Genomic DNA, 19,272 nt, shown 5'->3' with positions numbered 1-19,272 from the left:
GGTGAATCTACAAAACCGGATGGTCTGTGACGAGCGGGGCGTAAAGTTCGGCGGGTTCGCTGCTGAGCTTGAGAAGACGGAAGGTTGCGTCAAACTTGCCCCACGTTTCCAGCGTCAGCGTGTTGCCGCTTTTGGGAATGTCGAAGGCGACACCGCGCACGAGGAGTTCGTCGTTCACGACCATGTCAAGGACGCCGTTTTTCATGCTGATGCGGATTACCACGGGGCTGCCTTCCGGAATCTTGGGTTGCGGGGAGGTCGCCTTGTCGGAGGTGCGCGGACCAATGCCGCGTCCCCAGCCGTTGAGTGGACCGTCCAGCACCCAGCGGGGATCGTGGCGAAGCGTGATGGGGCCGATGCGCAGGAAGCAACGGGCGGGCATTGTCTCGAGTTTCAGAACAGCGGAGAACGTGTCGCCCACCGTCTGATCAAGTGTGGCAACCGCGCGATCGGCGCCGGATTTGATGGTGAGCGCGGGCTTCCCGTCGAGCGTGCTGACGGCGGTCTTTACGCTGCGCCCTTTTTTGACCGTCCAGCGGTCAGGTGGAATATCGGAGAGATCGAACGGCTCTTGCAGGAGAGCAGCCGAGACACGCGCGGAGATGAGACCGCCTTCATAGAGCGCAACGGGCTCGCTGCTCATGGCGAGTGGAGCAAACGTGAGCGTGTTGCCATCGGTCGTGGAGAGGGCGATTTCCATGGGAGAGGGGGGAGCGCCGAGGGAACGGTTTGCCGGAGTCCAGACGAGACCTTTGGCGAGCGGCTGGTTGTCAATGGTGGCATCGAGGATGCGTCCAGTCAGTGTGAGGCGAAGGTGATGGACGCCGGAATTCGCGGCACCGGTTTTGAGCGAGGGATTGAAGAGCGTACCGGGATTGGGCCAGCCGATACGATAGCGTCCGATGAAAGTCGTGTCGAGGTCACCGGACTCCCTGCCTCCGGGGAGGCCGTAGGCAGCGGCGGCATTGATGCCGGCAGTTGTCCATTCGTCGTCCTTGTAGACGATGGCCGTATCTCCAAGATGAATACTGAATTGGTCTTGCGGTTTGACGAGGATTTCGAGCATGCCTCCGTCGAGAAGCGTGCGCGAGGTGTGGCGGGCGCGGGCTTCGCCGCCGTTTTTGGAACTCGTCAGGGTGATGGCAGGATACGTTTTCCCCTCGGAAGTGACGAGCGTTGTCTGAGTGCCAGCGGTTGTCGTTGCCCAGTCATCAATGCCGGGGCCGACAGCCCAGGGGGCAAGGGAGGCGGCAGTTTTGCCTGATTTCGGTCTTTCGATGCGGATGGCGAGGCATTTGCCGGCATCGAGTGTCCGGCGGATGCCACCGTTTTCGATCGGGATGCGCACGCCGGTCAGGACGTCTTCGGCGACGAGCGGAAGAGGGCCTGCGCCGGGAAAGAGCGCGGGGAGATCTAGCGCGATGTCGATCTTGTCGGGAGACAGGCCAAAATTACCGACCGCGAGAATGGTGGCGCGGGAACCATCGTAACGCGAAAGTCGCGTATCTCCGGTTTCGCTACGGAGGATCACATGAGGCATGGGCCGCCACCAAGGGTGAAAGACGGGAGTGCCACCCTCGTTGATGGTTTTCATGACATCCTGATAAAGATTGTTGTCCCGCATCTGGTTGTTGTGAAGGAGAGCGTAGGTGAGCGCCCAATACGGGCCGTCGGAGCGTATCCAGCGTTTTACCCAGAAGGTGCCGAAGTGGCCGAAGGACTGGCCACTGTAACCGACTGCATAATTGGCGAGCGGCGGACGATAGTTGATGGGGTAGCGTGAGAGTTGTTCGCCTTCGACGTAGTAATCGAAGAATGAGAGCGTGTGCGGGTCGAGGCCGCCGCCGGTGTGGGCGATAAAGGCGATGGGGCGGCCGGTGTCGGAAAAGATGCCGCGGAGGCGTTTGAGAAAATCGCGCTGGGCGACGAGACGCGAGGGGATGTCCGCGTCCCAGTCGAGGCGGACGGGGTGGCCGCCGCCGCGGGCATTGCCGGGGTTTTCGTCGTTCCAAGGCATGCTGAGGCCGTCGCTGAGAATGCCGGAGACGCCGGCTTCGTTGGCGAGTCGACGGAAGGCATGGAGTTGGAGATCACCTTCCGGTCCGCGCTTGCTGGTGGCCCAGACCGGCACGCCTTTGTCCGGCGCGTGGTGGCGGCGATAAAACATCCAGGGAGGCTGCATCATCATGTCTTCCTTGAATTCGGCGAAGCCGGGCGAATTCTCGGAGACCCCCTGACAGGTGTAGAGAATGGGAACCCGGCCGGCGTCGAGCAGGGCGGTGGACCATTGTTTGATTTCGGGCAGCTTGGCGAGGTCGGGGTAACCCTGCCAGTCGCTCCACATTTCAAATTTGTAGTCGCTCACACGTGGACTGGCGATGAGTTCGGGGCGGGGCCGGGTGGGGGTCGGCTGGAGGAGAAACCGGAAGAGGATGGCACCTTCCGGGGTGAGGTTGGCGTTGGCTTGGGTGAGGTCGGAGAGGCTGGCAGCCGGGACGGCGGCGAGTTGCCCGGCGGCATCGACGAAGTTGAATTCCATCCAGGCGGGCTGTCCCCGGTTCTCCACGACGCGAACCTGGCGGCGCGTGTCCGAAGAGTGGAACAGCGGGGTGTCGCTGGCGAAGGAGAGTCCTTGCTCAAGGTTGCCGGTCCAGAGCGGGCCGGCGGAGCCGTTGTAGCCGAATCCGTCAAGGGCGGCGATTTGCTGCACGTGGACGCGGTGGATGTAGCGGGCGATTTGCGGATTGATCGGGATGCGCACGGAGAAGTGCGAGAGTTCGGCGGGGGGGATGCCTTGCAGGCGCATCTTCACGACGGTAAAGCCGTCGAAATCCACGTGCGTCCGGGTTTCGAGGGTGACGGGACCGCCGGGGAGGGTGGCGGTGGCAAGGGCGCTGGCTCGCACGGAGTTTCCGTCGATACTGACCATCGGGACGCGCGGCGTGAGCGGGACCGGGCCGCGGCTCGTCGAGACGAGCACTTCGGAAGCGCCTTGAAGGGTATCTGTCTCTCCATGACGGATGGAGTCGAAAAGTCCGTAGGCCCCAATGCGGAGGGTTTTGTCCACGAGGGTGATGGTGCGGGCGTTTTCATCGACCACGGGCTGCGTCCAAGGGTCGGGGATTTTCTTGTCGAGGTAATCTGTTCCGGCGTCGGTGTTGAACCACTCGGGCGCGGTGACGGCAGGGAGGTCGCGGGTGACGGTGTGGACGGATTTGTCTTTTGCGTAGAGGATGAATTCGGCTTTGCGGGCGGATTGATTGCCGGGGGTGATGGGGAGGATGGCGAACTGGCGGCGGCGATTGGGGACGAGTTTGATTTCGGTGTCGGGATGACCGGAAACCCGAAGGAGGGCGCGGTCGGCTTGGGCGGCGGAGGCGGGCAGTTTTCCGTCGATGATGCCGATAATGGAGCCTTGCAGGGGATAGTATCCGATTTCGATCTTGTCGGTCCGGGCGAGTCCGGTAGTGCGCGTCTTGATACGCGTGGGTGTTTCGATGGTCGTGGCGAGTTTTTTTGCGGCAACCTCGGCGGGAGTGACGGTACCGGAGATACCGCCGGCAACAGTGGAGGGGGCGGGGAGGAGTTTCACCCGGCCAAAAGGCATGGGGCGGTAGCCGCCGAAGCTGGGGAGGTGCCAGCCGGTCATGGCCGGGGGACGGATGCGGATGACGTTAAGAAAAATGTCGGCGTTGTCTTCGGCGAGGTAACGGCGGACCTCGGGCGTGGCACCAAAGCTGTCGAGTGGGATTTTGTATTCGATGCTCCAGCCGGTTTTCGTGCGGGCGACGGCGGATTCAAAGCGGGGGTTTTTGAGCGGGAGTTCGTTCCACTGGCGTTCGCGGGCTCCGGCGGCGTTGACGATGTATTGGTAGTAGTTGTCGGCGGCGACTCCGGCGGCCCCGAGCGCGCCTTCGTAGCCTCCCATGTCGAGGATGTCGCGCTGCACGACGCTGCGGTCGGCGAGGCCGAGTACAACCTGGACGGCGTCGTCTTGAAAAAAGTTGCCACCGGGCGGACGGGGATGGGCTTCGGGGTAGCCGGGCTGGGTTTCGATGCAATCGACGGCGACCCAGAGGTGCCGGTCATTGTGTTTGAGATAAACGGTGGTGCGGTTGGCTCCGGGGTCGCGGGGAGTGGGACGTTCGTGCGCGTCGGCCTGATTGATTTCCATCGCAGGATAAAGGAGGGCGGAGCCGCGCCATTCATCGGGATCGATACGGCCGTCGAGCGTGACGGAGCGGCCGCCTTGTGCAAGAGAGGCCACGTGGGGGATGTTGGCGGCAGGCGGTTCGGGTTTGGCCTGCGCCCGGGCGCGAGTGGAGACACCGGGGAGAATGGCTAGGAGGAGAATAAAGGCGGCGAGGGCGAGGCGTCTGGACATGGTTGTGGCGTGTATCATGAAAATGGGTTCAACGCGGCAGAAGGAAGGGGGGGGGCGTCAGTTCTTCTTGTATTTCTCGGCAGGTTCTTTGGCGACGTGCCAGTCGAAATAGAGGATATTGAGCGTGTCGCCGTGCGGGACGTAGGTGGGGATACGACGAGTTGGAGTGGAGTTGGTGTTTTGGATGGAACACTCGCGGATGGCCCAAATGCGGGAGAGGGGGAGGCCGCTGATGTCCTGAGGTGCTTGGCTGACGCTTTCGTCCGTTCCTTGCCCCCATGGGTTGACGCCGGAACCGGCGGCCCCGTTGGGGTCTCGGGCGGAGAAGTTGAGAATTTTTGTGATGATAATCCCCACGGTGGTGGTGGCGGGATCACTGGAGGGATTTTTTACCAGAGTGGGGCACATGAAAACCTCATCGTATTGGCGGGTGGAGGTGATCGGGGTGCCGCTGACATAGGGATGGAGACGGGAGCCAATCACGTATTTTTCCGCCGCAGCTGAGGCAGCCCAGCCGCAAAAATAACTATCGGGAAGCGGACCGGGGAGCTTGCCGCGATTGTCGGTCGTATAGTTGTTGATGGCCACGCCGATCTGCCTCATGCGGCTGAAGCACATACTGGCGTCTGCCTTCGCGCGGACTGCGCCGACGACGGGAATCAGGATGGCAGCGAGGATTCCGATGATGGCGATAACGGTGAGGAGTTCGATGAGCGTGAAAGCAGCGTGACGGGTTGTTTTCATGGGGAACAGGGAAGATTGGCGGAAAAAGGGCGGGGAACCAAGAAAGCAGCAAGAGAGGGCACGAATCGATCAGCGGCGACGACGGAAAAGGACAACCAAAACAGTACCAAGCCCAAGGGCCAGAGCGACTGTCGAGGGTTCGGGAATAGGAGCGGAGACGACCTCAAACTGGAGGATGTTGCCGTGGTATTTGAAATTGCCCGTCCAGTCACCGGAGGCGGCAAAGGCAGTGTCGTCGATGCCGGGGGTGCCGCCGAAGTCGATCAGGTCGATGGTCGAGCCGACGACACTCGTAGAGGAGCCGCTGAAGTCGAAGGTGATGATGCTGCCTGTCGCGGCGGAGCCGGTCAGAGTGTCGCCATTGAGGACGATTTTGTCGCCGTCGAGATTGAAGAGGATGGTGGCGTTGCCTTCGAATACGAGTCCAGCGCCGGACGTACCGGTGATGGTCAGCGTGCCGGTGGAGGCGATGCCGAGATCGCTGATATCACCGGGGTTGAGGATGCCGCCGTCCTTGACGGTAATGGTGGCGTCGGTCTTGAGACCGATGGCACCTGTGCCGCCGAGCGTGGCACCGGAACTGACGGTGTAGGTGCCTTGGCCACTGGTCACGCCATTGATGTAAAGTTCGCCGGCAAGGACGTTGGTGCCGTTGTTCCAAGTGCTGGCGGAGTCAGTCGTGCCACCGGTGAGGCGAAGGCGGCCGGTGCCGGATTTTTCAAAGGCAATGGTGCGATTACTGGCATCGGTAATGATTCGACCGGCGTAGGTAGTATTGGTGGACTGATCGACACGAAGGACGCGGTTGCTGCCGGCGTTCATCAGGCCGATGATGGCAGATGTGCTGTTACCGGAGAGTTCGCCGATGGTCGTCGTGAACCCTTGGGTGCCGGTGTTCAGGAGAAATGAGCCGGTGCCGTTGAGGGCGATTTTGGTGGAGGTGCTGACGGCGGCCACATTGCTGACCACTATCCGCGAGGTGGCATTGGTGCTGGTGTCGGTGATGGAGCCGATCCACGCGGTGGTGGCACCCAGCGTCAGGCTGAACGTCCCGGCAGTAATACCTCTCCACTCCAAGTCACCGTTGCCGGCTCCGGTGAGTGTAAGGGCGTTGTTGCCGGTTGGACCGCTGGTGATCCGTGCTCCGTTGCGGATTTCCAGACCTAACGTCGTAACTGTACTCAAGCTGGAGAGCGAGATGATGGCTCCGCTTTGGGTGATGATCGTAGAATCACTGGCGGAGGTGAAACCGGTATTGGCGGGACCGGTCTCGGTGGATGCCCAGTTGTTGCTGCCAGCCCAGAGACCGGAGGCGGGACTGTTGGCATTCCAGTATTTGTCAGCGGCCTGAATCGAGGAGACCGGCAGAGTGGCGGCGAACGCCATGATCAGGGACAGAATGATATTTTTGTTCATGGGTAAGTATGCGTTCTCGATAAAATCGAATCCATGATGCACGAGCGCAATTGACAGGATGCGTTAATCATAACACATAAAGGTCACGCATGGCCGATCAGAACACCCCAACGATGAAGCAAATCGCAGAACTGGCTGGCGTGTCAGTGATGACGGTGTCGCGTGCTTTGAAAAACCATCCGCGCCAGTCGGCGGAAACGCGGGCTCGTATCCAAAAGATAGCAATGGATATCGGCTGGCGGCCAAATCCGATGCTGGCGGCGCTCATGGCCCATGTGCGAAGCAACAGGATAGGGCAGACGCCCGGATCGCCGGTGATCGCGTTTCTGACCTGGCATCTGGACAAACATGTTTACGACGAGGAGGCCGGCTTGTGGTTGTCGTCGATTTACAAGGGAGGGAACGAGCGCGCCCGGACTCTCGGTTACAAGTTGGAACGTTTCGCGCTCAACGCGCCCGGCATGAGCACCGTGCGCATGGAAAAAGTGCTCCAGGCACGCGGCATTCTCGGGGTGATCCTCGCGCCGTTGTCGGACCCGATTCCAGACATCGATTTCGACTGGAGCGGATTTGCCTGCGCCACGATCGGGTTCAGCTATCGCGGGGCCGTGTTGCACCGGGCCGTGAATGACCAGTTCAGTTCTATGCGGCTGGCCGTTACGCGACTGCGCGACCTGGGCTACCGGCGCATAGGGCTGGCGATCCGCTACGAGGACGACGCCCGCGTGGAGCACAAGTGGACGGGGGCGCTTTGGTCGTTCCGCTCCCTGTTGCCGAAAGGACACCGTCTGCCGGTTTTCCTCTGGCATGACTGGCATCCCGACGGATTTGGCGAGTGGGTGGAGCGCGAGAAACCGGAGGTGATCATCACACTCCATGCGGAGGTGCGCGGCTGGTTGCAGAAACTCGGGAAACGTGTGCCGCGTGACATCGGCTTGGCGAGTCTCAACCTCCAAGGCGATCAGGCGGGCTTTTCCGGCATCAACCAAAACAACCGCCTGCTCGGCGCGGTGGCGGTCGATCTGGTGGTGGAGCAGATCAACCACAACGAACGCGGGGTGCCCCCGCAGGCCAAGACTGTCATGCTCGCCAGCGAATGGATGAATGGTGAAACGACGCGAGAGCAGGCGCGCGATCCCGCATTCGCTTCTGCTGGAAAAACAATTTTCCAAATGTAGTCATGTTACTTGGATGGTTCCTTTTCCTTTCCGTCCTCGACTGAGACTGAATCTGGATTGCAACTTATTGTTTATCAAGCTTCTGCTGGCGTGGCGGCGAAGTCGTGCTACGTTGGCGGAGTTTTATGGGAAACAAGAGCACATGGACTGAGACGTTGGCGGCATTTTTGCGTCGTGAACCCGGCGTGGAAGCCGTGCGGCTCGATTTGGAAGCGCGGACAGTGTCGCTTGCCACGCTGGGCCATGTCGATGCCGCCGCGTTGCAAGAACGGCTCAACGCCACTCTCGCCGCCATCGACGAGCATCTGGCTAGCACAACTTCGGATGTCGCCGCCGGTCGTGTGCCGCCCGGTTACACGCTGGAGCAAACGGCGGAGGGCGTCACCCAACTGGCGCGTCCGGGGTGCGCCACGGTCCCGCGGTTCTGGCGCTGGCGGGAATTTGCCTGGCCCGACCTTGTCGAGCGCAACATCACCGGCGCCGACGAGGAGGGGACCATTGACGAGGACCGGGCGGGAGGGGCGGGAGGCGACGAAAGCGAGTGGAAACAACTCGCCCTCCTCGCCGGCATTTGCGCAGCCGCGGGTTTGCTGGCGTTTGTGATCGAGCGGCTCGGCGCGGGACCGCGCTGGCTGGCACCGGGACTCTACGGCGTGGCGCTCGTGGCGGGCGGGTGGGATGCGGCCATCGACTCGTGGCACAATCTGCGCCGGATCCGCGTGGACATCCATTTCCTGATGCTCGCGGTGGCAGTCGGGGCGGTCATGATCGGGGCTTGGAGCGAGGCGGTGTTGTTGTTGTTTCTCTTTTCGGCGTCGGGAGCGATGGAGGAGTTTTCCGTCAACCGCACGCATCGTGAGGTCAGCGCGTTGCTGAAGTCCGCGCCCAAGCAGGCGACGCTGGTGTTGCCCGATGGTCGCGAGCGCGAGGTCTCCGTCGAGGAGCTGGGCATCGCGGACATCGTGCGCGTGAAGCCGGGCGCGGTGTTCCCGGCGGACGGCGAGGTGGTGCGCGGCGAGAGCGCGAGTGATGAATCCAACCTCACCGGCGAAGCGGTGCCAGTGGAGAAGGGCAGGGGGGCGCAGGTGTTTAGCGGGACGCTCAATTTGTGGGGCGCGGTGGATTTCAAGGTGCAGCGGCTGCCGTCCGAGAGCACGTTGCAAAAGATCATCCGCCTCATCCACTCGGCGCAAAAACTGCGCGCGCCGAGCGAGCGGTTCACGCAGAAGTTTGGGGCGCGTTACACGGTCGGCGTGCTGGGCGTGTGCGCCGTGATGTTTTTTGNGTGGTGGCTGGGGCTCGGGTTGCCGGCTTTCGTCAGCGGAGGGGCGGGGGGGGGGGTCGGCGTTTTACCGGGCGATGACGTTGTTGGTGGTGTTGAGTCCGTGCGCGCTGGTGTTGTCGATCCCGTCGGCTATCCTTGCGGCCATCGCCTGGGGGGCGCGGCATGGGGTGCTGTTTCGAGGCGGGGCGGCGGTGGAAAAACTGGCCGGCGTGGGCGTCATTGCCCTCGACAAAACGGGCACGCTCACGACGGGCGAACTGGCGGTGGAATCATGGGAGAGTTTCCCGCCGGGACGTGAGTGCGAGGTGATGGAATACGCGCTCGCCCTGGAGTTGAATTCGCAACATCCGCTGGCGCGCGCCATCGTCCGCGATGCGCGGGCGCGCGGGGCGGTGGAGCAGGGCGTGGAGCGTTTCCAGTCTTTCACCGGGCACGGAGTGGGGGGGCAGGTGGGAGGCGCACGCGTGGTGATGGGACGCCGCGAATTGTTGGAATCGGGACCGCTCGGCGCGTGGTCGCGTGACCTGCCCCCGGCCTCTGCCGGTATGAGCGAGGTGTGGCTGGTGGCGGGCGATTTGCTGGGGCGTTTGTTGCTGCGCGACCAGATCCGGCCGGAATCGCGCGGGGTGCTGGAGAAACTGCGCGCGGAAGGCATTCGCACGGTGATGTTGACGGGGGACAGGCATCTGGCGGCGATGGACGTGGCGCGTGTGGTGGGGGTCGATGAGGTGCAGGCGGGATTGACGCCGGCGCAAAAGGTGGAGGCGGTGCGCGAGTTGCGTGCGGCGGGACGTCCGGTGGCAATGGTGGGCGATGGCGTGAACGACGCGCCGTGCCTGGCCGTTGCCGATGTGGGCATTGCGATGGGCGCACGCGGAAGCGACGCCGCGCTGGAGCAGGCCGAAGTGATTTTGATGCACGACCGCATCGAGAACGTGCTGGCCGCGCTGCGTCTGAGCCGGCGGGCGCGCGCGATCATCCGGCAAAACCTGACCATCGCGCTTGGCGTGGTGGTCATAATGGCGTTGGCCTCGATCATCGGCGCGGTGCCGCTGGCCGTGGGCGTGGCCGCGCACGAGGGGAGCACGGTGGTGGTGTGCCTCAATTCACTGCGCCTGCTGTGGGGGAGACGCGAAGGGTGAAAGGCAACAGACGCGTTTGCGTTCCTCTCCCCCCCCCCCCCCCCCGGAAAACAAGTGGTCCGCGAGGCGACCAAACCTCGCGGACCTAACGACTTGTGTTGACCTTAACCATTGCGGCCACCCGCTTGACGGGCTGAAGCTCACTGGTGAATGCAGCGTGGCAAAAGCAGGAAGATTCCGTCAATAAAAATCGTGAGATAGAGTCTCATTATCTTTTATTGAGATTGCCATTGCGCTGCTTGACCCATTGATCGACAACAAGTTTAGTGGATTTTTAAAAAACAACAAAATGTCCGACGCTCTCAATATCCGGCTGGGTGAACGCAGTTATTCGATCCATTTTGGTTCGGACTTGAAGTTTCAGGTGCGCTCTACGCTCGCCGAGCTTCAGGCTGCGGGACGCCGCTGCGCCGTCGTGACCGACCGTCACATCCACCGGCAGCAATCCGAGGCGCTCCAAGCCATGATCGGCGATGCGCCGTTGCTCGTGCTGGAGCCGGGCGAGGAAACCAAGTCGCTCACGGAGTTGGGCCGCGTGCTTGATTTTCTGGCGGAAAACCGGCTCGACCGTTCTTCCGTGCTTGTCGCCATCGGTGGCGGCGTGATTGGCGATCTGGCGGGTTTTGCCGCGGCGAGCTACCTGCGGGGCATCGGTTTTTACCAGATTCCGACCACGCTGCTCGCCATGGTGGACAGTTCCGTGGGCGGCAAAACGGGCATCAATTTGCGCGCAGGAAAAAATCTTGTGGGAGCGTTTCATCAGCCCAAGGCGGTTTTTATTTCGACCGATCTGCTCGTCACCCTGCCGCCGCGCGAATTTGCGGCGGGCATGGCGGAGGTCATCAAATACGGATTGCTTGGCGACCGGTCGCTGTTTGAGGAACTCGAAAAAACACCGCTTCAGGCGGACAGCCCTGCGCTGGCGGGCGTCATCCGGCGGTGTTGCGCGATCAAGGCGGCGATTGTCGAGGCCGACGAACGCGAGACAGCGGCCGAAGGCGGGCGCGCGCTGCTCAATCTGGGACACACCTTTGGCCATGCGATCGAACAGGTCACCGGTTACGGCACGTATCTGCATGGCGAGGCCGTGGCGGTCGGGCTGTGCGCGGCGGCGCGTTTGTCGCGGCGGCTTGGATACATCGACGACGTTGCCGTGACGCGGGTGGAGTCCGTGGTGCGGGCGCATGCGCTTCCGGTGCGGTTGCGCGAACCGCTGCCGATCGGCGCGCTGACGGCGGCGATGGCGCGCGACAAAAAGGTGCGTGCCGGGACGCTGCGGTTTGTCGTGCTGCGGGCGTTGGGTGAGGCGGCGACGCAGGGCGGCATCGATCCGGTGCTGGCCGAGGCAAGTTTCGTGGACGTGGGAGCGGCCTTGAACGTCGAACATCCAACGTCGAACATCCAACATCCAATATCGAACAGCGAACAGACAGCGGGGGAGGTTTAAAGCATATGTCCGCCATCGACGAAGGCATTGTCCGCGAGTTTTTTGAACAGAATGGTTTTCTGGTCCGTCAGGCCCGGAAGTATCAGGTGATGGCGCGTCGCAAAACGCTGGACGAGGAGATTGACCTTGTCGTGTACAACCCGATGTGGCGTGGCGAACTGCGGAAGCCGGATTTTTTTCTATTCTCGTCGGAACTGCCGTACCTGCATCGCGCGGTGGTGGCGATCAAACCGTGGCACACGGATGTATTTACGCCGGGGACGCTGCGCAATTCACCGGAAATTTTGCGTTTTCTCGAAACGCAGGTGGCCAGCGAGGCTGCGCGGCTTTTCCCGAGTGCGGAGGATGCCGGTGGCGGAACGCCCGACTTGGCGCGGATTCTCGTGCTCCCGAGCCTGCCCACGCAGGAGCCCTATCGGACGCAGAGCGTGGAATTGCTTAAAGAGCGCGGCGTGGACGGCATCCTGTCGTTCCGTGCGATGCTGCTCGACTTGATCGACAAGGTGGAGGTCAACCGCAACTACGGCAAAAGTGACACGCTCCAAGTGCTGCGCATCCTGAAAAAATACGACTTGTTGCGCGACGCCCAACTCGACTTGCCGACCGCGCGCCCGCCGTCGCGCAAATGAGATGACTTGATGTTACGCGGAGTGCCTTGACGGAGCGGCGGCATCCTGCCGCCGCTCCTTGCTCTGCCTGCGTAACATCAGTGAGATGATTCAGGATGGCCGCGCCAGCGGCGTTTGAAGCGTTCCATGTAGAGATAAATCACCGGCGTGAGGTAGAGTGTGAGCACCTGTGACACGATGAGTCCGCCGACCACCGCAAGGCCCAGCGGGCGGCGTGACTCGGCTCCCGCACCCAAACCGAGCGCAATCGGCAAAGCGCCCGCCAACGCGGCAAAAGTCGTCATCATGATCGGTCGAAAACGCACGATGCAGGCTTGGTAAATCGCCTTGTCCGGTGAGAAATCCGCGCCCTGTTCGCGTTCCGCCGCCATCGCAAAATCGATCATCATGATCGCGTTCTTTTTCACGATGCCGATCAGCATGACCAGTCCCACGTAACCCATGATGTTAAGCTCCTCGCCAAACAGCCATAGCGTCAGCAACGCGCCAAAACCTGCTGCGGGCAGGCCCGAAAGAATCGTCAGTGGGTGGATGAAGTCTTCGTAAAGAATGCCGAGCACTACGTAGATCACGAACACCGCCAGCACGAGCAGCCAGCCGATGCCGGCCAGCGATTGTTGAAACGCCTGCGCGGTGCCGAGCAGCGAATACGTGATCGAGGGCGGCAACACTTCCGACGCCACTTGGGCGACGGCGGTGGTCGCGTCGCCCAGCGAATAGCCGGGCTGCAAGTTGAAGGAAAACGTCACCGCAGGCGACTGCCCCAGGTGGCCGACGCTGAGCGGGCCGACGGTGCGTTGCACGTCCACCACGGTGTCGAGCGGCACGAGTTTGCCGTTCATCGTGCGCAAGTGGACGGAAAGCAGCGAGGCGGGGTCGCGCGCGAGTTCGGGTTCGGCCTCCATGATGACGTAATACTGCGCCGACGGTGTGTAAATTGTGGATACCTGACGCGCACCAAACGCGCTGTAGAGCGCGGTCTCGATCTGCTCGGGCGTGATGCCGATTTTGGCGGCATGGTCGCGCTGGATTTGCACGCGCAGTTGCGGACTGGTGATTTGCAGGTCGCTGTTGAGGTCGGCCAGTTGCGGCAGGGGGCGCAGCTTTTCCTCCATTTCCTGCGCGGTGGCGTAGAGTTCGGTGAGGTCGGAACCGGAGATGGCGATTTGATAGGCGGCCTTGGACGAGAGCCCGCCGATGCGAATCGTGGGCGGCACTTGCGGATAGGCGCGGATGCCGACGACGCGCGAGAGTTGGCGGCGCAACTCGTTGACGACTTGGAAGGCCGAGGCGCGTTCGGAGCGGTCCTTGAGGCGCACGGTCATGTTGCCGCTGTTGGTGCCGGTGTTGCGTCCGCCGCCGATGGTGGACTGCACGGCGTCCACGGCGGGGTGCCGGGCGACGATGGTGGAGGATTCGTCCATGTAGGCGCGCATGGCCTCGATCGAGGTGCTTTGCGCGGCTTCGACGTTGACGATGATGAGCCCTTGGTCGTCGGTCGGGAGAAAGCCCTGTGGCAGTCGCAGGAACACCAGCACCGTCAGCACCACCGAGAGCAGGGCCGTGCTCACGGTGAGCACGCGGTGGCGCAGGCACATTTGCAAGGTGCGTTCGTAAAACCGGAGCATCCCGACAAAAACGCGTTCGCAGGCGTTGTAGAAACGTCCGTGCTCGGATGGCGGGGGGGGGGGGGGGGGGGGGGTTGGAGTGGCGCGGGCGTCTCGCCCGCAATCTGCTCCGAAGCGGGCGGGACGCCCGCGCCACTTCCTGAATCACTGTTCGAACTTGCGTGCGGTTTGAGGAAGCGGCTGCACAGCATCGGCGTGAGGGTCAGCGAGACGAGGCCCGACACGAGGATCGAGGCGGTGATGGTGATGGCAAACTCGTGTAACAGTAATCCCAATACGCCGCTCATGAACATGAGCGGGATGAACACGGCGACGAGCGAGAGCGTCATGGAGAGAATGGTGAACCCGATCTCGCCCGCGCCCTTGAGCGCAGCCTCGCGCACGGGCATGCCTTTTTCCACGTAACGCACGATGTTCTCCAGCATCACGATGGCGTCATCGACGACGAATCCGACCGAGAGGGTCAGCGCCAGCAGCGAGAAGTTGTCCAGTGTGAAGCCGTAAAAGTGCATCACGACAAAGGTGCCGAGCAGCGCGAGCGGGATGGCCACGCTCGGGATGACGGTCGCCACCGCCGAGCGCAGGAAGAGGAAGATGACCATGACCACGAGCGCGACGGAGAGCAGAAGCGTGAATTCGACGTCATGCACGGATTCGCGCACGGCGGCGGAGCCGTCGCGCATGATGTCGAGGTTGATCGCACCGGGCAGTTCCGCGCGAAAGGCGGGGAGCATGGCTTTTATGCGGTCCACGACTTCCACGGTGTTGGAACCGGCCTGCTTCATGACGGCGAGCATGATGGTGCGGCGCGAGTCGCCCGTGCCGCCTTCGAAGTAGGTGCTGGCAATGCGGATGTTTTGCACGCTGTCGGCGACGGTCGCCAGTTCGCCGAGGCGGACGGGGGCGCCGTTGCGCCAGGTGACGACGATGTCGCGAAACTCGCGGGCGGTCATGAGCTGGCCGGTGGCCGTAACGGTAAAGGTCTGCCGCGCGCCGTCGATCTGGCCGGTGGGCTGGTTGACGTTTTGCGCGGCGAGGGCGGCGCGAACTTCGTCGATGCTGATGCCGCGCGCGGCGAGGAGGCGGGGGTCGAAGCGGGCGCGAACAGCGTATTTTTGCGAGCCATGCACGGTGACATCCGCCACGCCGGTGATCATTGAGAGGCGGGGAGAGAGGGTGTTTTCCGCGTAGTCGTTGACTTGCGAGAGGGGGAGGGTGGGGGAACTGAGGGTGATGTAGAGGATGGGGGTGTCGGCGGGGTTGGATTTGCGGAAGGAGGGGGTGCTGGTCATCTCCGTGGGCAGGCTGCGCTGGGCGGCGGAAATGGCGGTTTGCACGTCCTGCGCGGCGGCGTCGATGTTGCGGTCAAGGGAGAACTGGAGGGTGATGCGGGTGCTGCCGAGCGTGCTGATCGAGGTCATCGAATCGATGCCGGCGATGGTGGCGAGCTGGCCTTCGATGGGCGTGGCCACGGCGGAGGCCATTGTCTCGGGCGATGCTCCGGGGAGGTCGGCGCGGATGGTGAGCGTGGGCATCTCGACATTGGGCATGTCGCTTACGGGCAGGGAGCGAAAGGCCACGATGCCAAAAACCAGCAGTGCCATCGTGAGCAGCGTGGTCATCACGGGACGGCGAATGCAGAGCGTGGGAAGATTCATTCGGAGAAATTAGGAATTAGAAATTAGGAATTAGAAATTTCGGAGAAAAGGAGGATGGGGGGGGGGGAAATTAGGAATCAGGGAACGGACTTTGGCTGCGTTGCGGTTTGGGGGTCGGTTGCCTGGACTTCCCAACTCCTAATTCTTAATTCCTAATTTTTAATTATTGTGACACGCGAACGGGGCGTGAGCCGGATCTGGCCGTCGGTGACAATGGTTTCGCCGGGTTGTATTCCCTTGGTCACTACGACGAAGTCGGTGTCGCGGCGGCCAATGGTGACGTCGCGAATTTCGATGCTGTTGTCTTCCTTGATGATAAAGGCGAGCGATCCTTGTTGTCCGTCCATGATGGCTTGCGCGGAGACGACGGTGGCGTCGCGCAGTTCGCCGAGGAATACGGTGACGCTGACGAAGAGGCCGGGCCAGAGGGCGTGGTCTTCGTTGGGGAAGACGGCGCGCAGGGCGATGGTGCCGGTGGTGGCGTCCACGGTGTTGTCGATGTAGTCGAGGTGGCCGATCACTTCGCGTCCGGAGCCGTCTTGCAGGCGTCCGACCACGCGAATTTCCCCGGCGGCGAGGGCGGCGCGGACGGAGGCGAGAATGTTTTCGGTGACGGAAAACTCCACCGCGATGGGGGCGATCTGGTTGATGGTCAGCAGGAGGCGCGTGGCGTCGTTGGCCTTGACGAGCGAGCCTTCACGGAGGGCGAGGCGGCTGGTGCGTCCGGCGAAGGGGGCTTTGATTGTGGCGTAGCCGAGGTTGAGGCGGGCGCTGGCGACGGCGGCTTCCTTGCCGGCCACGGCGGCCTGGGAGGAGGCGTCGGCGGCGGAGTATTGCAAAAAGGTTTCCTGCGAGACGAGACCGCCTTCGATGAGTTTTTTGTAGCGATCAAATTCGCTTTTGGCGCGTTCGGCGGCGACTTGGGCCTGTTTGAGTTCGGCCTCGGCCAGCGCAAGGCCCGCCACGAAGGGGCGGCGGTCGAGCGTGACCAGGGGTGCGCCCGCTTTTACCGTGTCGCCGTCGCGGAAGTGGACTTCCTCAATGACGCCGTCCACCTGGCTCTGAATCTCCACGGTGCGCAGGGAGCGGACGATGCCCACGGCGTTGTGGGTGAGCGGGACGGTGCGCAGTTCCGCCTTGGCGGCGCGCACGGGCACGGGGGCGATGGCGGCGGGTGGTGGCGCGGAGCGTTTACAGGAGGTGGTGGCGAGGAGCAGCGCCAGTCCGCAAAATAGAACGGGAAGCGTGCTGAGGGAGCGATGGAAACAAGACATTACGGAGACAGTTGACGTGCGAAACTAGGTCTGGTTGCGCTGTATGCAACCAGCGAGCTGCCCGAGGGCAGGGAAATTTTCAGCGTGATCCTACTATGCGGCCAGTTCGCTGCGGCGGCGGTTGGCAACTTCGCGGGCAAAGGCGGCAAAGGCGGCTTTGACGTGGCGCGTCACGGTGTCGGGGCCGGTCTTGAATCGATGCGAATCAATCGAGCCCACCGGTTGCAGGTCCTTGGTGGTCGAGAGCAGGCAGCATTCGTCCATTGCGGGCAGGTCGGAGGGGAGAATCACGTCTTCACGGATTCGCACGCCTGCCTTGGCCGCGACATCGCTGAACAGCAATCCTCGTGTGATGCCGGCCAAAATGCCTGCATCAAGCGCGGGCGTGATGAATTCGCCGCCCTTGACGAAAGCAATGTTGCAGACGGCAGCTTCGGTGATCTCGCCGCGTTGGTTGGTAATGACGACTTCATCCGCGCCGCGTGCGCGCGCCTCGCGCAGACAGAGGATGTTATTGAGGTAATTGCCGGTTTTCCACGCAGGGTTGAGCGTGTCTGCCGGGTTGCGGCGCAGGGTGGTGGCGAGTGAGAGGTTGAGGCCCTCCTCCAGTTTCGATGCGCTGAGTTTGGGCACGGGCTGGACGAGGAGAACGAAGTCGGTGCGGTCGGCCAGGGCAATGTCGAGACCGATGGGGCCGCAGCCGCGGGTGACTTGCAGGCGAACATACAGATCGCCCTGCTCGCCAGTGGACGCGCGAAAGGCAGCGGTGGTTTTTTGGATTTCGCCGAGCATGGCGGCGGGGGTGAAGGGGAGGGACAGGTGGAGGGCGGAGGCGGAGCGTTCCAAGCGATCCCAGTGTTCCTCCCAGCCGAAGAGGACGCCGTGATAGGTGCGCCATACTTCATAAATGGCGTCGCCATAGAGGAAACCGCGATTGAGCGGGCTGATGGAGGGTTCGTCGGCGCGATGCAGACGACCGTTGGTATTGGCCTGTATAAAGGGAGTGCCCATGGTTGCGAAAAATACTTCTGCTCCAACAACGCCCGCGTCGCGTGGCGTGCAAATAAAAACGCCCCGTGGAAGAAAATCCACGAGGCGTGTGCTTGGAATTAATAAAGCAGACTGGCTTTATCAGGAAGCTGCGGGAGTCTCGGCGGGGGCGCTGGCTTCACGAGCCTTTACCAAGCCGAACTCTTTCTTGATATTCTGCACGCTGGGCAGGGAAATGCCGAATGCGGCGGCGATTTCGGAGCCGGTCTTGCCTTCGGCAACGGCGGCTTTCACCTGTTCTTTGAGTTCGGGCGTGATCTTGGCGCGGGTGCGTTTGCCACCTTCGGATTTGGCGGCCTTCGGGGCCTTGGATCCTTTGCGGCTCTTGCGGACACCAGCGGCTTGTTTCAGGGCTTTGATGAAAGCGTTGACATCATCATAGCCGTATTTGCCGGGGAGCGCAGCCAGTTCAGCGGTGCGTTCTGCGTCAATAGAGGCCGCAAGTTTGGCGGCGCGAGCTTTCAGCTCTTCTAATTCTTTGATTTTTTGGATTACCATAGCGGATGGACACAATCATATTGCGATTATGGTTTGGCAATATGAAATTGATGTTTTTTTCTAAAAAACTTTATTGCACATGGTAATCGCGGCAGGGAGGGAGGGGAGAATAGAAGGGAATAAAGATAATGAAGCAGAAAATACAGATGTTCAAACGAGGAGCAGGAGCGGGTTCTCCAACACGTCCTTGAGTGCTCCGAGGAACTGCGCGCCGGTGGCTCCGTCCACCACGCGGTGGTCGCAGCTCAGGGTGAGCGTCATGACTTGGCCGATGACAATCTGGTCGTCTTTGTTAACCACGGGTTTTTTAATCGTCGTACCGACTCCCAATATTGCGGCGTTGGGCGGGTTGATAATGGGCGAAAATCGCGGGATGCCCATCATACCGAGGTTGCTGACACAAAAGGTGCCGCCTTGGAATTGGTCGGGCTTGAGCTTTTTATCCTTGGCGAGTTTGCCGAGGGTTTTGGCTTCGGCGGCGATTTGCGCGACGGTCTTGGTGTGGGCGTCGCGGACAACGGGCGTGATGAGCCCGTCTTCCATCGCCACGGCAAAGGATACATGCGCAGCGGCGTGGTATTTTATAGATGGCCCCGATCCGGTGTCGGTCCAGGAGGCGTTGACCGCCGGGACACGGCGGAGGGCTTCGGCGCTGGCTTTGAGGATGAAGTCGTTAACCGAGATTTTTGGGGGACGGGCGTCGCCGGTTACTGTGGTGGCGAGTGCGGTGTTGAGTTGTTCGCGGAGTTTGAGGAGGGGGGTGGCATCAATATCGATGTCGAGGTAGAAGTGGGGGATCGTGGTTTTCGATTCCAAGAGCCGTTTGGCGATGACGCCGCGCATGGTCGAAACGGGGACGGTGCGCTCTTCTTGTATGTTCGATTTTGGATTTTCGATTGTCGATTGAGGACGGGATGGGGCTGACGCAGCGCGGGGGGG

Annotated in this window: 11 protein-coding genes and 2 pseudogenes; 5 read left to right on the top strand and 8 right to left on the bottom strand. The window is 61.9% G+C overall.

The window, feature by feature from the left end:
• Window positions 1-7: 7 nt before the first annotated feature.
• The 3 genes from OBACDRAFT_RS16380 to OBACDRAFT_RS16370 form a co-directional block, all read right to left on the bottom strand.
• Window positions 8-4,402 (bottom strand): DOMON domain-containing protein, encoded by a 4,395-nt coding sequence (locus tag OBACDRAFT_RS16380; RefSeq protein ID WP_232767266.1) that lies wholly within the window; start codon window positions 4,400-4,402, stop codon window positions 8-10.
• A 39-nt stretch (window positions 4,403-4,441) separates the two neighbouring features.
• Window positions 4,442-5,128: a type II secretion system protein gene (locus OBACDRAFT_RS16375; RefSeq protein WP_043587483.1), complete on the bottom strand. Its 687-nt coding sequence runs from the start codon at window positions 5,126-5,128 to the stop codon at window positions 4,442-4,444.
• A 69-nt stretch (window positions 5,129-5,197) separates the two neighbouring features.
• The gene (locus tag OBACDRAFT_RS16370; RefSeq protein WP_052362138.1) at window positions 5,198-6,544 is read right to left on the bottom strand and encodes a hypothetical protein; all 1,347 of its coding nucleotides are present in this window, start codon (window positions 6,542-6,544) and stop codon (window positions 5,198-5,200) included.
• A gap of 89 nt (window positions 6,545-6,633) precedes the next feature.
• Between OBACDRAFT_RS16370 and OBACDRAFT_RS16365 the strand changes: the two genes are divergently transcribed.
• The 5 genes and pseudogenes from OBACDRAFT_RS16365 (at window position 6,634) to OBACDRAFT_RS16350 (ending at window position 12,225) form a co-directional block, all read left to right on the top strand.
• A complete protein-coding gene (locus OBACDRAFT_RS16365) occupies window positions 6,634-7,722 on the top strand; it encodes a LacI family DNA-binding transcriptional regulator (protein ID WP_043587481.1) in 1,089 nt (362 codons plus the stop codon).
• 125 nt (window positions 7,723-7,847) lie between these two features.
• A pseudogene (locus OBACDRAFT_RS31060) lies at window positions 7,848-8,843 on the top strand (P-type ATPase actuator domain-containing protein); the annotation flags it as partial.
• 238 nt (window positions 8,844-9,081) lie between these two features.
• The gene (locus OBACDRAFT_RS29985; protein WP_232767264.1) at window positions 9,082-10,149 is read left to right on the top strand and encodes a heavy metal translocating P-type ATPase; all 1,068 of its coding nucleotides are present in this window, start codon (window positions 9,082-9,084) and stop codon (window positions 10,147-10,149) included.
• A 289-nt stretch (window positions 10,150-10,438) separates the two neighbouring features.
• A complete protein-coding gene (gene aroB, locus OBACDRAFT_RS16355) occupies window positions 10,439-11,596 on the top strand; it encodes a 3-dehydroquinate synthase (RefSeq protein WP_081722125.1) in 1,158 nt (385 codons plus the stop codon).
• Window positions 11,597-11,601: 5 nt separating this feature from the next.
• Window positions 11,602-12,225, top strand: coding sequence for a hypothetical protein (locus OBACDRAFT_RS16350; RefSeq protein WP_043587479.1), 624 nt, complete (start codon window positions 11,602-11,604; stop codon window positions 12,223-12,225).
• A gap of 77 nt (window positions 12,226-12,302) precedes the next feature.
• On the opposite strand, the pseudogene OBACDRAFT_RS31280 reads toward OBACDRAFT_RS16350, so the two are convergent.
• From OBACDRAFT_RS31280 to OBACDRAFT_RS16320, 5 genes and pseudogenes are all read right to left on the bottom strand, one after another.
• Window positions 12,303-15,511 (bottom strand): annotated as a pseudogene (locus OBACDRAFT_RS31280) (efflux RND transporter permease subunit).
• Between the two features lie 152 nt (window positions 15,512-15,663).
• A complete protein-coding gene (locus tag OBACDRAFT_RS16335) occupies window positions 15,664-16,785 on the bottom strand; it encodes an efflux RND transporter periplasmic adaptor subunit (RefSeq protein WP_043587512.1) in 1,122 nt (373 codons plus the stop codon).
• Window positions 16,786-16,878: 93 nt separating this feature from the next.
• On the bottom strand, window positions 16,879-17,796 hold the full coding sequence (locus OBACDRAFT_RS16330) for an aminotransferase class IV (protein WP_043587476.1): 918 nt from the start codon (window positions 17,794-17,796) through the stop codon (window positions 16,879-16,881).
• Between the two features lie 120 nt (window positions 17,797-17,916).
• Window positions 17,917-18,333, bottom strand: coding sequence for a helix-turn-helix domain-containing protein (locus tag OBACDRAFT_RS16325; protein WP_043587474.1), 417 nt, complete (start codon window positions 18,331-18,333; stop codon window positions 17,917-17,919).
• A gap of 150 nt (window positions 18,334-18,483) precedes the next feature.
• Window positions 18,484-19,272: dihydrolipoamide acetyltransferase family protein (locus tag OBACDRAFT_RS16320; protein WP_043587472.1), on the bottom strand; the 789-nt coding region annotated here is incomplete at its 5' end.

It is taken from the genome of Geminisphaera colitermitum TAV2 (assembly GCF_000171235.2).
In the GTDB taxonomy this organism is placed as follows: Bacteria; Verrucomicrobiota; Verrucomicrobiia; order Opitutales; family Opitutaceae; genus Geminisphaera; species Geminisphaera colitermitum.
This window is presented reverse-complemented; position numbering and strand designations above follow the sequence as displayed.

Excerpts from the sequence above, each read along its gene's own strand:
- OBACDRAFT_RS16380 (WP_232767266.1), bottom strand. The coding sequence starts at position 4,402 with ATGATACACGCCACAACCATGTCCAGACGCCTCGCCCTCGCCGCCTTT.
- OBACDRAFT_RS16375 (WP_043587483.1), bottom strand. The coding sequence starts at position 5,128 with ATGAAAACAACCCGTCACGCTGCTTTCACGCTCATCGAACTCCTCACC.
- OBACDRAFT_RS16370 (WP_052362138.1), bottom strand. The coding sequence starts at position 6,544 with ATGAACAAAAATATCATTCTGTCCCTGATCATGGCGTTCGCCGCCACT.
- OBACDRAFT_RS16365 (WP_043587481.1), top strand. The coding sequence starts at position 6,634 with ATGGCCGATCAGAACACCCCAACGATGAAGCAAATCGCAGAACTGGCT.
- OBACDRAFT_RS29985 (WP_232767264.1), top strand. The coding sequence starts at position 9,082 with ATGACGTTGTTGGTGGTGTTGAGTCCGTGCGCGCTGGTGTTGTCGATC.
- aroB (WP_081722125.1), top strand. The coding sequence starts at position 10,439 with ATGTCCGACGCTCTCAATATCCGGCTGGGTGAACGCAGTTATTCGATC.
- OBACDRAFT_RS16350 (WP_043587479.1), top strand. The coding sequence starts at position 11,602 with ATGTCCGCCATCGACGAAGGCATTGTCCGCGAGTTTTTTGAACAGAAT.
- OBACDRAFT_RS16335 (WP_043587512.1), bottom strand. The coding sequence starts at position 16,785 with ATGTCTTGTTTCCATCGCTCCCTCAGCACGCTTCCCGTTCTATTTTGC.
- OBACDRAFT_RS16330 (WP_043587476.1), bottom strand. The coding sequence starts at position 17,796 with ATGGGCACTCCCTTTATACAGGCCAATACCAACGGTCGTCTGCATCGC.
- OBACDRAFT_RS16325 (WP_043587474.1), bottom strand. The coding sequence starts at position 18,333 with ATGGTAATCCAAAAAATCAAAGAATTAGAAGAGCTGAAAGCTCGCGCC.